Raw genomic sequence first — 13,849 nt, forward strand, 5'->3', positions numbered from 1 at the left:
ATGACGAAGATAACTAAAGAATGTTACATGATTTATATTTCTTGAGGGTTGATATTTTTAATAGTATCTTCATATTTTCCCAAAAAATTGTACTTTTCGGTTTCATAACTAACTATGAAACAAGGCTATCTAATTGTTGCTTTTATCGTTTTAACATCTTGCAATTACTTTGATGTCAAAAAGACATCTTCTGAAGCTATTTTAAATGAAGAGCTTAAAACATTTAACTGGAGTGAGGTAGATGAATACCCTTCGTTTGCTATTTGTGAGAACGAGACAACCAAGAAAAGCAAGAAAACGTGTTTTCAAAATACGTTGACTCAAGCAATCACTAAAAATATTCAATCGGACACCATAGTCGTTTCTCAAAACTTAAATGATACGTTGATAATCAAATTTCAAATTTCAGAGAAAGGCAAAATGTCCATTCAAGATTTTAAGGTAGACTCTTTAACTTTAATTGAAATACCAAATATCAGACAGCTCATAAATACTAGTTTGGAGTCTTTGCCTAAAGTATATCCGGCTCTTAAAAGGGGACAGCAAGTCAAAACGGCATTTACCTTGCCTATTATCATTCAGGCAAATTAATAACGTATAGCCAATTTACGCATCAGTCGTAGAATTTCAGCATATAGCCAAACCAAAGTAACCAATAATCCCCAGGTGGCAAGCCATTCTTTTTCTTTGGGTGCTTTATTTTTATGGCGTTCTATATAGTCAAAATCCAACAATAGTGATAATGATGCAAAAATAGCGGCAACAATATTAAAAGCTATGGCCCACCACGAGGTTCCCCAAATAAAAACCTTGATACCAAAAAAGCCTAAAATCCAAGAAATAATATAGGTTACAAAAATACTGGCGCAAGCTGTTACAATAATACTTCGTAACTTTTTGGTAACCACTATCAAACGGGTTTGATATAAAATCAACATAACCAAAAATGTCACAATGGTAACGCCAATAGCCTGATATGGCATATCAGGAAATTCAGCTTGAATATAACTACTGAAACCACCTAAAAAACAGCCTTTAGCTATAGCGTAGAGAGGGACAAGAAATTTTGCCCAATGTTGTCTCACTGAAATAATAATACTAATAACAATAGCTCCTAACATGCCTCCCATAGTAAACCATTTCGCGGGATAACCGTCACTATGTAATTTCCAGATGCAACCAGTAACAAAGGCAATCATGAGTATTGAAACCATTGATTTTATAAAAATGCCTTTAACACTCATGGTTTGAGAAGTGCCCCTGTTGTCTTCCCAAAAATAATCTGAAAAAGCAGGGTTTGAAGTTTGGTTTAAACGCACTATAAATTAATCTTGTAGCCTATAGCAAAATCTATTGGGAAATTGTCACTGTTATCAATAAATACAGCATAGATATCATGATAAGCCAAGGTGATATAACTATTTTTAGTAATCTTAATATCTGCTCCAACACCTAAAATAAACGGTACTTGAATGCCTGTGGTTGAAACATCTTCTTCAATTAAAGAACCAGGATTGTCCGCATCCTCATAATAGACCTTCCCGTCAGAATGACCGTAGGTAACAATCTTCAAATTCCCATAAAAGTTAAATCTTTCTTTGTTAATCACTCGAAATCTATACCCAATGGCCAGTTGCGTTGATGAATAATCAAAGTCATCGTCCTTAAGGGAGTGTCTTAAATGAAAAAATAAAGCATGTCGTGGTAAATTACTCTCTTCAAAAACTTCAAATTCCAGTCCGAAAAATGGCACCGACTTATTGTTAATATTATCAACAAACGGCTTATTGGTCAACCCTCCAAAAGCACCTAATCGGGATTTGATTTTGGCACGACCCTTATAATTATAACTTAAATCAGAAGTAGCATTATAGGTGTTTAAATACTCTTTAAGACTAAATAAGGTCAGATTTACTTTGTCGGCATTTAATCCATAATCTTGAGTTAAGTTATTTAAAACGGTTTTATATTCTTCTTGATACTTGTTTGTTTCTTCACTTTTAGTATTGACTAATTCCTGGATATTACCATCTTTAGTCCTTACAAAATATCGGTATTTGCCATCAAAAATATTCCACAATAAATCTAGATTGCCTTCAACTTCTGTTTTTAGTTCTAAACTTTCATTGTTGATGGTATAGGTGTTTTGAGCAAAACCTGAAATGCCCATAACAATAAAACCGATTACTAGAAATAACTTTTTCATTTTTTCATTTTTTGGATACTTGTAAAACTATAAAAATTAAACGACATCTTACAAATCATTTCGCTATTTGTGAAATGACCTATTTTTCCATTTATAACCTTTAAATGTTGCCAAAAAGGCTACCAACGACACGAAAAACGGGTATAACAAACTAGATAAAATAAAAGACAAAACAGGAACTTTTTGATCAAAAAAATCACTCGATTTATGAATAAGTATATAGTCTACTGCCATTTTTAAAATGATTGTGAAACATAGGATTCTCAAATTTAACTCAGTGGTCAGGACTAGTAAAGCCAGAATGATCAGTAAATAATTTGCAACCAAAACAATTAAGCCTGTAACAAGCGAAAACAGGTTTTTGTAACTGGAAGCCTTTGAAGCCCAGCGAATGCGTTGGGAAATTAGACCGTTCCAATTGGATGGTGGTTTTGTGGTTACTATAGCATTCTTTGATTTAAGATAGGCTACACGACTAGGGTTTTGTTTCACGGCCTTTTGCAACAGGAATACATCATCACCACTTGCTATATTTAAATGATTTTCAAATCCGTTAAGTTCCTGAAAAAAAGACTTTGTATAAGCGAGATTGGCACCATTGGCCATAAAAGGTTTTTTTATTCCAAAACTGCCTATGGTAGTTCCCATCAAACTCATGAAATCCAAATTTTGAAAGTGCTCTAAAAAGGATTTTGGTTTCTGAAATTTAACTGGTCCCGCAATGAGAAAATGGTCTTGATTTTGAATAAAACTATCAAAAGTTTTTAACCAAGTTTTGGGTAGCAGGCAATCGGCATCAGTGGTCAAAATCCAGTCGTGTTTGGAATAGGAAATGGCTGTTTTTATGGCATCTTTTTTCGGTGATTTTGTGTCCACAACATTTTTTAAAACGGTCCAGTCTATAGGATAGTCACTAAGATGATTTTTAATAATCGAAACGGAATCATCAGTTGAGCTGTCATCAACAAAAATAATTTCAAAATGGGTTTTAGGATATTCTAACCCTTTAATGGAATCAATGAGTTCTTTGAGGTTTTCGGCTTCGTTTCTAAAGGGAATAACTATCGAGAAATTAGTTTGGGGTTCTGTTGATATTGTTTCAAATTGCTTGACTTTATCAAACCCAAAAATAAAGCTCCCAATAAGAATGAGATAACAACCTAATATGATAAACGTACCAATAATCATAGTGCTTGTTTAGGGAGTTTGAATTTTAAAATGTACATAGCACCTAACAGACTTGGCAAAACAACATTTAGTATCCACATAAGGGTCACCACACTTAAAATACTCAAGTTACTTATTTTGATTACGGAAAACAGGTAAACGGCCACACTGCCTTTGAGAACAACATCAAAAATAGCAAGTGTTGGAATAATGGATGCTAAAAGATACATAGTTGTAATAATTGTCATAGCATCAACATAATTCAAGGTTGAGCCAAACATTTTAAGGAGAACATAAAATTGAAAGGAAAAAATTAAATATCGAATGATTGAAAATGAAAACCCTTTGAAATAAATATACCATGGAATTGAGGTGTAAAATATTTTGGCCGTTGATATGGAAATGCCTCTTATGGAAAAATTACTTTTAATCAAACCCATGATGGGAAATATGGCAATTATGAAAATGACAACACCAATTCTAAACAGTTTGTAATACTCAATATCCAAAGAATATTTTAATAAATACAAGCAGGAGCCTATTACACCAAATAATACGGTAGTAGACATTTGCATAAAGTTTCCTAATAAATTTAATGCCAATATCTTTTTAGTGTCACTCCTTGAAAAATACATGGCTTTGGCTCCGTATTCACCAATCCGATTTGGAGTAAATAAGGAGGCGGTTAATGACCCAAGACTTTGTTCCAGTGAATTTAAAAAAGATATTTTTTTAAAAAACGACACTAAATGTTGCCATTTTAAAATTTCGAAAAACCAATTAAAAATGCTTAAAATCACTAAAAAAATGATGTTTTTTGTGATAAAAGCGTCATTTTTTGATAAAAACCGGGTAAAAACTTGAAAATCTAACTCGTGGTTAGTTGTCAACTTGTGATAGATAAAATAAAAAGCACCAACAACTATACTTAATTTAATAAGTACAAAAAAGAATTGTTTAGTTTTGTAAGGAACGGCTCCAAACATATACTTGAGGTCGCAGTTAAATTTTTACAAAATAAAACATAAAAGTTATATGAAGTCATTTTTTGCTAATTATAGATTTTACTGCTTAATTATCGGGTTTTTATTCATGATTGTCGATGGCTTCGGACAGAGTGAGGCCAGTCGATGGAAAGGGCAATTTGCTATTGGAATCAATAGCCCTAGCTCAAGCGGATTTGTACCTGGATTTGAAGCCAAGCCAGTGAATTTTCCAACAATTAATCTTGGCGTACAGCGTATGTTTAGACCACAATATGGTGTAAAGCTGGATTATGGCTTTAATCGAATAGCAAACAATGGTGATTCTCCTTATTTTAAAATCAACTATAGCAGAATCAACGCCCAGTTTGTTTATGATGCTACAACTTTGATGACCTTCTTGCCAACGCACATAGGGATTGTAGGACATGCTGGTCCTGGTATGTCGTTTATAAAGCCATTAAGTGATTACGCTGACAATAAGAATACATTTTTCAATGTCATGGCAGGAATTGAGTTTCATTATGCTATTACGCGGACATTTTCAGCTTATTTAGACACATCTTATATATTTGGTTTTGGAGGAGATTTTGATCCGGTAAATGAAGGTTACGGTTCCTTTAATGGGAATTTGTTAACGGTTACTGTGGGTGTTTCCATATCCTTAAGCGGTTGCTATTTTTGTGAATAATGAGCAAAGAAAAAATTATTTTAGGAATCGATCCTGGCACAACCATTATGGGTTTTGGCCTCATAAAAGTTGTAGGCAAAACGATGTCCTTTATGCAGCTTAATGAACTGGACCTGAAAAAATATGATGATCATTATTTAAAGTTGAAGCTTATTTTTGAACGCACCATTGAACTCATAGAAACCCATCATCCAGACGAAATTGCTATTGAAGCGCCTTTTTTTGGGAAGAATGTACAGAGTATGTTGAAATTAGGTCGTGCGCAAGGGGTGGCTATGGCAGCTGGTTTATCACGTGAAGTACCCATAACAGAATACTCTCCTAAAAAAATAAAAATGGCCATTACAGGAAATGGAAATGCCAGTAAGGAGCAAGTGGCTAAAATGTTGCAAAGTTTGTTGCAATTAAAAGAACTACCAAAAAACTTGGATGCCACCGATGGTCTGGCCGCTGCAGTATGCCATTTCTACAACCAAGGGCGTGTTAGTGTTGGTAAAAGTTATTCAGGTTGGGCCAGTTTTGTTAAGCAGAATGAAGATCGGGTTAAAAAATAATTATCTGTCATTCCTGCGAAGGCAGAAATCTGTTTTTTCTGATGGTAAATAGAATTTTTTTAATAATAGCGATTATAGCTTCTTTAGGAGTTGCATATCTAATCAAACTTGATTTTGAAAAGTATAGAATTCTTAATGAGGAAAATTTTGTTGAGGTTATTATTATTGATGTCCCTGTCTCGTGCAATACAAGCAATAAATCATTACATGCATACTTTAGATTTTATCATAATAATAAAATGCACTCCAAGAGGTTAAAAGATAAGTATTGCAATACTCTCAATCCTGGTGATAAAATTTTTCTTGCGACTAATTCAGAACAAGATATTTTTCTTTATAAAGATGAAAACGTAGATAAAAATTTAGTTTCATTGATTCTTCTGTTCTTGTTTATGATTTTTTGTTCATTTAAATTCTATAAAAAATTATAATCATGGCAGGCATCTACATTCACATTCCTTTTTGTAAACAAGCCTGTCATTACTGTGATTTTCATTTTTCGACTTCTCTAAAAAAGAAAGCTGACATGGTTTCAGCTTTGCAAAATGAATTGTTTTTAAGAAAAGCAGAGTTACAAAATCAGGTTGTAGAGACTATTTACTTTGGAGGAGGAACCCCGTCTTTATTAACGATTGACGAATTACGATTTTTGATTTATGAGATTTGCAAACATTACAATGTTTCAAATTCTCCAGAAATTACTTTAGAGACTAACCCTGATGATTTAATTCAAAGTGAATTGTCACCTCGAGCGGAGTCGAGAGGTCTTTTTGAAAGTTATAAAGAGATAGGTGTAAACCGCTTGAGCATTGGTATACAATCGTTTTTTGAACAGGATTTAAAATTGATGAATCGTGCACATAATGCACAAGAGGCTAAAAATTGTTTACAGGAAGCCACCAGGTATTTTGATAATATATCCATTGATTTAATTTACGGTATTCCTAATGCCGATAACCAGCAATGGCTTGAAAATATTGAAATAGCATTGTCTTATAATATTCCGCATATTTCATGCTATGCTTTAACGGTTGAACCTAAAACCGCTTTAGAAAGTTTTATAAAAAAGGGCATCGTGCCAGATGTTGATGATGACGTAGCACAAGAACAATTTCAATTGTTGGTTGGTAAATTAGAGTCTGAAGGATTTGTTCATTATGAACTTTCAAACTTTGGTAAACCCAATTTTTTTAGCAAAAACAATACAGCTTATTGGCAAGGGAAAACCTATTTAGGCATTGGGCCATCGGCACATTCTTTTAATGGACAACAGCGTGGTTGGAATGTTCGTAACAATACAAAATATATTAAGGCTTTAAAAGATAATAAACTTGCCATAGAATGGGAAAGTTTAACCACAACCGATTCTTATAACGAATACGTTATGACTGGTTTACGAACCATTTGGGGTGTATCATTAACAAAAGTTGAAACAGAATTTGGAATTTCCTATAAAAAGTATTTATTACAACAAGCCCAACGTTATATTGACCAACAATTGTTGTATATTCAAAACGATGTACTTTTAGTTACTTCAAAGGGTAAATTTTTAACTGACGGCATAGCGTCTGACCTTTTTAAACTTAATTTATAATGCTAGCAAACATACATGTCAATTCCAGGAATTATAAAGTTGATTTGTCAAAACCATTAGATATTTCCATTCCACTTAAAGCATCAAAATCAAACGTAAATGCTTGGTATATTGATGAGCCCAAAATTGATCCCGTTCAAGAAGGCGAATGGATTGCAAGTGTTTCCAAAGGAGCTAGTGTGAATTTTAATAATATTCAGTTTAATCCACACGCTCATGGTACGCATACGGAATGTGTAGGGCATATTACCGAAACAGTGCATTCGGTAAATAAGAGTCTTAAACAGTTTTTCTTTTTAGCCGAACTGGTAACGGTAGCACCAGAGTTAATAGAGGATGACTTTGTGATTTCCAAAAAGCAGCTGCAATTTGCTTTTGGAAATAAAAAACGCGATGCCATTATTATCAGAACCATTCCCAATACCACTGAAAAAAAGTCAAAACAATATTCAAATACCAATTGGCCTTATTTGCAAGAAGATGCCGTAAAGTTTTTAGTTAAAATGGGGATTAAACATCTACTTATTGATTTGCCTAGTGTTGATAAGGAAAAAGATGAAGGTGCCCTAAAAGCCCACAAAGCTTTTTGGGATATAAATGGAAAAATTAGAAAGGATTGTACAATAACCGAGTTTATTTTTGTGCCGAATAAAGTAGTAGATGGAACTTATTTCTTAAACTTACAAATTGCACCTTTTGAAAATGATGCATCACCTAGTAAACCGGTACTATACCAACCTTTAGAATAACATGAAAAATTTATTAAAACTAGAAGAATTAGCCATGTTTGGTTTGGGTATTCTTGCCTTTAATCAATTGCATTATGTCTGGTGGTGGTTTTTGGTGTTACTGTTAACGCCTGATATTGGGATGTTAGGCTATTTAATCAATTCCAAAGTTGGTGCGTTTACCTATAATTTATGCCATCATAAGGGATTGGCAATCATCATTTATATAATTGGAGTTGCTTACAGAAATGACTTAATCCAATTAATTGGAATAATGATATTTTCTCATGCTTCCTTGGATCGGATTTTTGGTTATGGATTAAAATATAACTCCTCATTTCAAGACACACATTTAGGAAAAGTTGGAAAGCATAATTAAAATTTCTAAAGATAAATCAAAACTTCAGGTTGAGGTTATTCATGATTTTTTAAAGACCACATATTGGGCTAAAGGAAGGACTATTAGTGAGGTCCAAAAAACAATTGATTGTTGCTTGTGTTTTGGAGTCTATTTAGATGACAAACAAATAGGATTTGCGAGAATCGTAACCGATTATGTCGTATTTGTATATCTTATGGATGTGTTCATTTTACCTGAATTTCGCGGCAAAGGCTATTCCAAACAGCTCATGGAATCTATCATAAATGACCCGTTGTTAAAGACCTGTAAAGTTTGGATGCTGAAAACATCGGATGCGCATGGTTTGTATAAACAATTTGGTTTCACAGAATTAAAACATCCTGAAAAAGTAATGGAACGATTACTTGAATAGTGTATTGGATAAAATGAGATAATCATGAACATTGAACAATTACGAAACTACTGTCTATCAAAACAACAAGTAACTGAGCATTTTCCTTTTGATGAGGATGTATTGGTTTTTAAGGTTGCTGGTAAAATGTTTTTATTGACTTCGTTAAAGAGGTGGGAAGAAAATCAGCAGGCCATCAATTTAAAATGTGATCCAGAGTATGCTTTGGAGTTGCGAGAGCAATATGAAAGCATTGAGCCTGGTTACCACATGAGTAAAAAGCACTGGAACACCATTAGGCTTTTTAAAGGTGAGTTAGATATGCCTTTTGTCAAACAGATGATTGATGATTCTTATGACTTAATCGTAAAATCGTTGCCAAAAAAAATTCAAAACGAATTTTTGTAATTAAAAAAAGCCGTTTCTCAATTATGTAGAAACGGCTTTTAACACTAAAAAACTAACCACTCATCAATTTTGCCATCCACCTCCTAGATGTCTGTACATGGAGACTCTAGCTAAAAGCTGGTTCTTTTTGGTCTCAACCAAATCCATTTTAGATTCCAAAGCATCTCTTTGGGTCAACAAAACTTCCATATAGTCCGCTCTGGCAGATTTAAAAAGTTTATTGGTAATATCAATAGATTTGGTTAAGGCTTCTACCTGTTGATCTTTCAGATTATAACTTTTCTGAAGGTTTTCAATATTTGATAATTCATTGGCAACCTCTATATAAGCATTTAATATAGTTTTTTCATACTCGAATACGGCTTGAACTTGCCTAGCATTTGCATTGTTATATTCAGCTTTTATAGCATTTCTGTTTATTAGTGGTGCTATCATGTCTCCTACAAGTGTATAGATTAATGATTGGGGAGTCGAAGTCAAATATTTGAGATTAAATGCTTCAAAACCAACACCAGCCTTTATGGTAAATGAAGGGTAAAAATTAGCTTTGGCCACCTTAATATCCAACTTGGCTGCTTCCAGCTCGTATTCAGCCTGCCTGATATCCGGACGATTAGACAGCAATTGGGAAGGAATTCCTGTATACATAGTATCCAGTTCCTTTTCAATAAATTCTTTCGAACGACGGTTCACATGTTGTGGTGTTCTCCCTAAAAGGAAATTGATTTTGTTCTCAGTTTCAACAATCTCCTGCATAACGGCATAACGTTCACTTTGGTTCTTGAAAACTTCAGCTTGAAGACGTTGCACGCCTAATTCTGTAGCCCTGGCTGCCTGTTTTTGTAGTTGAATGGTTTTTAATCCATTATTTTGAAGGCTTAAGTTTTGCTCAATTATAGCCAATTTGTTATCCAATGCCTGAAGCTCATAATAGGAGCTGGCGATTTCAGAAATTAAATTGGTCACCAAAAAGTTTTTACCTTCAACCGTTGACAGGTATTCCATTACAGCAGCCTTTTTTGAATTCCGAAGTTTTTTCCAGACATCCAATTCCCAGGAAGCAAAAACACCTACATTATAATTGGGTAACGGTTCCGGAAATTCCTCATCAGGTCTAATATCTGTATTGGCGTCATTTGCGCCTTGACTGGTATATCGACCAACTTTTTCAACCTCGGCAGCTGCACCAACATTTACAAAAGGTAAATACTCACCTTTTCGTGCTTGTATTTCATTTTCAGACATATTCACCTTTTGCAGGATGATATTCAGCTCTTGATTGTTGACCAATGCAGAATCAATAAGTGTAATCAAGTTGGCATCATTAAAAAAGGCTTTCCAATTTAAATCCACAGTATTCAAGGAGTCTGTTATAACCGTTTCTTGATACCCTTCTGGTAAAACGGTATTGGCTTCTTTCAAGTCTTTGGAAGGGGCGCAACTGTTTAGAATTAGGGCTACAAGAATGCATGCAGACCCTAATCTAAAAGTTTTATTATTGAATTTATAGTTATTCATTGTCTTTACGTTTCATTAATTTCTTTAATTGTTTGTTCATGGCTTTCAACCTTGCTCGAATACTGCCCTCACCTTCACTAGTTCGCATAAATTCTTCAGAAATAGGCTCATGAATTTGATCTTTAATGAGACTTCGACCTTCAGCCATTTTAGCAAATACATAGTATAATCCTGGAATGACGATCACCCCGAATATTGTCCCTAAAAGCATACCACCAAGAGCCGAACCACCAATGGTTCTATTTCCTATGGCGCCAGCGCCTGTAGCAACTACCAATGGTATTAAACCGGCAATAAAGGCAAATGAGGTCATGAGTATGGGTCTGAATCGCATTTTAGAACCTTCTATGGCGGCATCTAAAACCGAGGCGCCTTGCCTGTGTTTCTGAACCGCAAATTCAACTATCAATACAGCGTTTTTACCAAGTAATCCCACGAGCATGATAACACCAATTTGTGCATAAACATCATTGGATAACCCCATTAATTTTAACAACAGGAAGGAACCAAACACACCAACCGGAAGCGAGAGTAGCACAGCAAATGGTAAAAGGAAACTTTCGTATTGCGCTGCCAATACAAAGTAAACAAAGATGAGAACAATCCCGAAAATCACGATGGCATCATTCCCTCTGTTTGCCTCATCATATGATAAGCCTTCCCAAGCAATATCATAGCCTCTTGGTAATTTTTCTTTGGCTACTTCTTGAATGGCTTTAATGGCATCGGCGCTGGTAAATCCTTTAGCCGGTAAACCACGAATGGCAGCTGAATTATATAGGTTGTAACGGGTGATCTCATTGGGACCCAAACGCTTTTCCATTTTCATAAATGCAGAATACGGAACCATTTCGCCTTCTTCATTTTTAACATATAGTTTTTCCAAATCGGTTGGTTGACTCCTATATTCTGGAGCAGCTTGGGTGTAAACTTTAAAAAAGCGACCAAACTTAATAAAGCCCTGCTCATAGGTACTACCTATCAAAATGTTGAGGTTTTCCATGGCTCTGCCGATAGAAACTCCTTTTTGCATAGCCACTTTATTATTGATTATCAATTCGTATTGTGGATAATTAGCGGCAAAAAATGTAAATAAACCGCTCAACTCTTTACGTTTGCCCAATTCTTCTAAAAAAGAATTGTTGATGCGTTCAAACTCATGATAGTCAGTGGAGTTGGTTTTATCCAATAAACGCAAAGAAAATCCGCCTGAAGAACCAAAGCCTGGAACAGCAGGTGGTTCAAAATATTCAATAATGGCGCCAAGGTCTTTGGATTCCTCCTCAAGTTCTTCCATAATTTCATGAACGGAGTGTTCTCGTTTAGACCATGGTTTTAGGTTTATTAAACAAGTTCCTGCATTGGATCCACGACCTTCCGTCATAATCTCATAACCTGCTAATGACGAAACCGATTCAACACCATCAATTTCTTCACAAATGGCTTGAAGTTTTCTGGCTACTTCATTGGTGCGTTCCAAAGTAGCACCAGGAGGTGTTTGAATGATGGCATAAATCATGCCTTGGTCTTCGCTTGGGATAAATCCAGCAGGTAATACTTTATTGGTAGTATAGATTCCCACACAAAAGGCAATTAAAAGACCAAAAGTAACTACTCGTCTGTCTACAATATATTTCAAGAAACCAACATAACGCCCAGTAAGTTTTTCAAACCCGTTATTAAACCAATCAATGAAGCGGTTTATAGGTGATTTTTTTCGTGTCAAGCCATGATTATTTTTTAATAGCATGGCACACAATACGGGAGTCAATGTCAATGCTACAATCGCTGATATAATAATGGAACCTGCCATGGTTATTGAAAACTGTCTGTAGAAAACCCCAACTGGACCCGACATAAATGAAATGGGAATAAAAACCGATACCATAACTAATGTTATGGCAATAATGGCACCACCAATTTCGCCTAAAACAGCCTGCGATGCCTTATAAGGCGATAGATGTTCTTCTTCCATTTTTACGTGTACCGCTTCTACCACAACAATGGCATTATCAACCACAATACCAATAGCTAATACTAAGGCAAAGAGCGTAATTAGGTTTATGGAAAGACCAAAAATCTGCATGATGAAGAAAGCTCCGATTAAGGACACAGGTACAGCGATTATTGGAATAAGTGTCGAACGCCAATCACCTAAAAATAGAAACACAACTATGGCCACAAGAATGAAAGCATCTCTCAAGGTATGGAGTACTTGTTCTATGGAAGCGTCCAAAAAGTTTGAAACGTCATAACTGATTTTATATTCAACACCTGGTGGGAGTTCCTCTTTAAGTTCGTCGAGTTTTTGTTTAACATCGTTAATAACATCACTACCGTTACTTCCAAAAGTTTGCTTGAGTACAATGGATGCCGAAGGTTTCCCGTCTAAATTGGAATAAATATCAAAGAATTCACTTCCCAATTCAACATCGGCAATATCGCCTAATGAAATAATTTCACCTTCTGAATTGGCCTTGACTATAATATCCTTGTATTCAGCGGCTGTGCTATAGCGGTCTCTGTAAGTCAAAACATATTCCAATGCTTGAGATTTTTTACCTGAACTACGACCAATTCTTCCTGGTCTCGCCAAGATACTTTGGTCCTCCATAGCTTCAAGGACTTCTTCGGCAGATATATTATAGGCTCGCATACGGTCTGGTTTCAACCAAACACGCATGGCGAATTTACGACTACCTAGAATTTGGGCACTCGCTATACCATTTATTCGCTGTATTTCAGGAACGATTCGCGTATAGGCGTAATTGTACAGAAACTTTTCATCATCGTTTTTATTTTTACTGTAAAGGTTCACATACATCAACATACTTGGTTGTACTGGTGTGATGATAACACCTTCACGTTGTACCAATTCAGGTAATAATGGCATAACTTGATCTACCCTCGTTTTTACCCTGACTACGGCATCGTTGGGGTCTGTCCCTGGTTCAAAGATGACACGAAGTGTTCCTTCACCCGCACTAGTGGCATCAGAAGCAATATAACGCATGCCTTGAACACCATTTATGGCTGTTTCCAATGGAATAAGGGTAGACTTAACCAAAACATCGGCACTAGAGCCAGGATATGCTATAAAAATATTGACCGTTGTAGGTGCAATTTGCGGAAATTGCGAAATCGGTAATTGTTTGATTGCTAATAAACCAGTAAAGACGATAATTACGGAAATAACAATGGCCAATACAGGTCTATGAATAAACTTTTTAAACATGTTGCTAATTTTT

General features: G+C 35.1%; 15 protein-coding genes. 9 read left to right on the forward strand and 6 right to left on the reverse strand.

The window, feature by feature from the left end; translation table 11 throughout:
- The first annotated feature begins 114 nt into the window (after window positions 1-114).
- Window positions 115-591, forward strand: a complete 477-nt coding sequence (locus ACKXGU_RS10320; RefSeq protein ID WP_463465239.1) for an energy transducer TonB — start codon at window positions 115-117, stop codon at window positions 589-591.
- Here ACKXGU_RS10320 and ACKXGU_RS10325 read toward each other — a convergent pair.
- From ACKXGU_RS10325 to ACKXGU_RS10340, 4 genes are all read right to left on the reverse strand, one after another.
- Window positions 588-1,319, reverse strand: coding sequence for a Bax inhibitor-1/YccA family protein (locus ACKXGU_RS10325; RefSeq protein WP_463465240.1), 732 nt, complete (start codon window positions 1,317-1,319; stop codon window positions 588-590). The two genes, ACKXGU_RS10320 and ACKXGU_RS10325, sit on opposite strands and share 4 nt — an antisense overlap.
- Complete coding sequence (locus ACKXGU_RS10330; RefSeq protein WP_463465241.1) at window positions 1,319-2,206, reverse strand: hypothetical protein; 888 nt, start codon at window positions 2,204-2,206, stop codon at window positions 1,319-1,321. The genes ACKXGU_RS10325 and ACKXGU_RS10330 overlap by 1 nt, the downstream gene beginning before the upstream one ends.
- A gap of 63 nt (window positions 2,207-2,269) precedes the next feature.
- Window positions 2,270-3,394, reverse strand: coding sequence for a glycosyltransferase (locus tag ACKXGU_RS10335; protein ID WP_463465242.1), 1,125 nt, complete (start codon window positions 3,392-3,394; stop codon window positions 2,270-2,272).
- Window positions 3,391-4,359, reverse strand: coding sequence for a hypothetical protein (locus tag ACKXGU_RS10340; protein WP_463465243.1), 969 nt, complete (start codon window positions 4,357-4,359; stop codon window positions 3,391-3,393). The genes ACKXGU_RS10335 and ACKXGU_RS10340 overlap by 4 nt, the downstream gene beginning before the upstream one ends.
- Before the next feature lie 49 nt (window positions 4,360-4,408).
- On the opposite strand from ACKXGU_RS10340, the gene ACKXGU_RS10345 reads away from it, so the two are divergent.
- From ACKXGU_RS10345 to ACKXGU_RS10380, 8 genes are read left to right on the forward strand one after another with little or no spacing between them, the layout of a single operon-like run.
- Window positions 4,409-5,047: a cell envelope biogenesis protein OmpA gene (locus tag ACKXGU_RS10345; RefSeq protein WP_463465244.1), complete on the forward strand. Its 639-nt coding sequence runs from the start codon at window positions 4,409-4,411 to the stop codon at window positions 5,045-5,047.
- Window positions 5,047-5,601, forward strand: a complete 555-nt coding sequence (ruvC, locus tag ACKXGU_RS10350) for a crossover junction endodeoxyribonuclease RuvC (protein WP_463465245.1) — start codon at window positions 5,047-5,049, stop codon at window positions 5,599-5,601. The genes ACKXGU_RS10345 and ruvC overlap by 1 nt, the downstream gene beginning before the upstream one ends.
- 41 nt (window positions 5,602-5,642) lie before the next feature.
- Window positions 5,643-6,032, forward strand: coding sequence for a hypothetical protein (locus ACKXGU_RS10355; protein ID WP_463465246.1), 390 nt, complete (start codon window positions 5,643-5,645; stop codon window positions 6,030-6,032).
- A 2-nt stretch (window positions 6,033-6,034) separates the two neighbouring features.
- Complete coding sequence (hemW, locus tag ACKXGU_RS10360; protein ID WP_463465247.1) at window positions 6,035-7,195, forward strand: radical SAM family heme chaperone HemW; 1,161 nt, start codon at window positions 6,035-6,037, stop codon at window positions 7,193-7,195.
- Window positions 7,195-7,944, forward strand: coding sequence for a cyclase family protein (locus tag ACKXGU_RS10365; RefSeq protein WP_463465248.1), 750 nt, complete (start codon window positions 7,195-7,197; stop codon window positions 7,942-7,944). Before hemW ends, ACKXGU_RS10365 begins: the two co-directional genes overlap by 1 nt.
- A gap of 1 nt (window position 7,945) precedes the next feature.
- Window positions 7,946-8,302 (forward strand): DUF4260 domain-containing protein, encoded by a 357-nt coding sequence (locus ACKXGU_RS10370; protein ID WP_463465249.1) that lies wholly within the window; start codon window positions 7,946-7,948, stop codon window positions 8,300-8,302.
- Window positions 8,286-8,696, forward strand: coding sequence for a GNAT family N-acetyltransferase (locus tag ACKXGU_RS10375; RefSeq protein WP_463465250.1), 411 nt, complete (start codon window positions 8,286-8,288; stop codon window positions 8,694-8,696). Before ACKXGU_RS10370 ends, ACKXGU_RS10375 begins: the two co-directional genes overlap by 17 nt.
- Window positions 8,697-8,720: 24 nt before the next feature.
- Window positions 8,721-9,083 (forward strand): MmcQ/YjbR family DNA-binding protein, encoded by a 363-nt coding sequence (locus tag ACKXGU_RS10380; protein WP_463465251.1) that lies wholly within the window; start codon window positions 8,721-8,723, stop codon window positions 9,081-9,083.
- 63 nt (window positions 9,084-9,146) lie between these two features.
- On the opposite strand, the gene ACKXGU_RS10385 is transcribed toward ACKXGU_RS10380, so the two are convergent.
- Both ACKXGU_RS10385 and ACKXGU_RS10390 read right to left on the reverse strand, forming a co-directional pair.
- Window positions 9,147-10,601, reverse strand: coding sequence for a TolC family protein (locus ACKXGU_RS10385; RefSeq protein WP_463465252.1), 1,455 nt, complete (start codon window positions 10,599-10,601; stop codon window positions 9,147-9,149).
- Window positions 10,594-13,836: an efflux RND transporter permease subunit gene (locus ACKXGU_RS10390; RefSeq protein ID WP_463465253.1), complete on the reverse strand. Its 3,243-nt coding sequence runs from the start codon at window positions 13,834-13,836 to the stop codon at window positions 10,594-10,596. The genes ACKXGU_RS10385 and ACKXGU_RS10390 overlap by 8 nt, the downstream gene beginning before the upstream one ends.
- Between the last annotated feature and the right edge of the window lie 13 nt (window positions 13,837-13,849).

The sequence above is a fragment of the Hanstruepera sp. CR43 genome (genome assembly GCF_055227665.1).

Coding starts and splice junctions, on each gene's coding strand:
- ACKXGU_RS10320 (WP_463465239.1), top strand. CDS start 115: ATGAAACAAGGCTATCTAATTGTTGCTTTTATCGTTTTAACATCTTGC.
- ACKXGU_RS10330 (WP_463465241.1), bottom strand. CDS start 2,206: ATGAAAAAGTTATTTCTAGTAATCGGTTTTATTGTTATGGGCATTTCA.
- ACKXGU_RS10335 (WP_463465242.1), bottom strand. CDS start 3,394: ATGATTATTGGTACGTTTATCATATTAGGTTGTTATCTCATTCTTATT.
- ACKXGU_RS10340 (WP_463465243.1), bottom strand. CDS start 4,359: ATGTTTGGAGCCGTTCCTTACAAAACTAAACAATTCTTTTTTGTACTT.
- ACKXGU_RS10345 (WP_463465244.1), top strand. CDS start 4,409: ATGAAGTCATTTTTTGCTAATTATAGATTTTACTGCTTAATTATCGGG.
- ruvC (WP_463465245.1), top strand. CDS start 5,047: ATGAGCAAAGAAAAAATTATTTTAGGAATCGATCCTGGCACAACCATT.
- ACKXGU_RS10355 (WP_463465246.1), top strand. CDS start 5,643: ATGGTAAATAGAATTTTTTTAATAATAGCGATTATAGCTTCTTTAGGA.
- hemW (WP_463465247.1), top strand. CDS start 6,035: ATGGCAGGCATCTACATTCACATTCCTTTTTGTAAACAAGCCTGTCAT.
- ACKXGU_RS10365 (WP_463465248.1), top strand. CDS start 7,195: ATGCTAGCAAACATACATGTCAATTCCAGGAATTATAAAGTTGATTTG.
- ACKXGU_RS10370 (WP_463465249.1), top strand. CDS start 7,946: ATGAAAAATTTATTAAAACTAGAAGAATTAGCCATGTTTGGTTTGGGT.
- ACKXGU_RS10380 (WP_463465251.1), top strand. CDS start 8,721: ATGAACATTGAACAATTACGAAACTACTGTCTATCAAAACAACAAGTA.
- ACKXGU_RS10385 (WP_463465252.1), bottom strand. CDS start 10,601: ATGAATAACTATAAATTCAATAATAAAACTTTTAGATTAGGGTCTGCA.
- ACKXGU_RS10390 (WP_463465253.1), bottom strand. CDS start 13,836: ATGTTTAAAAAGTTTATTCATAGACCTGTATTGGCCATTGTTATTTCC.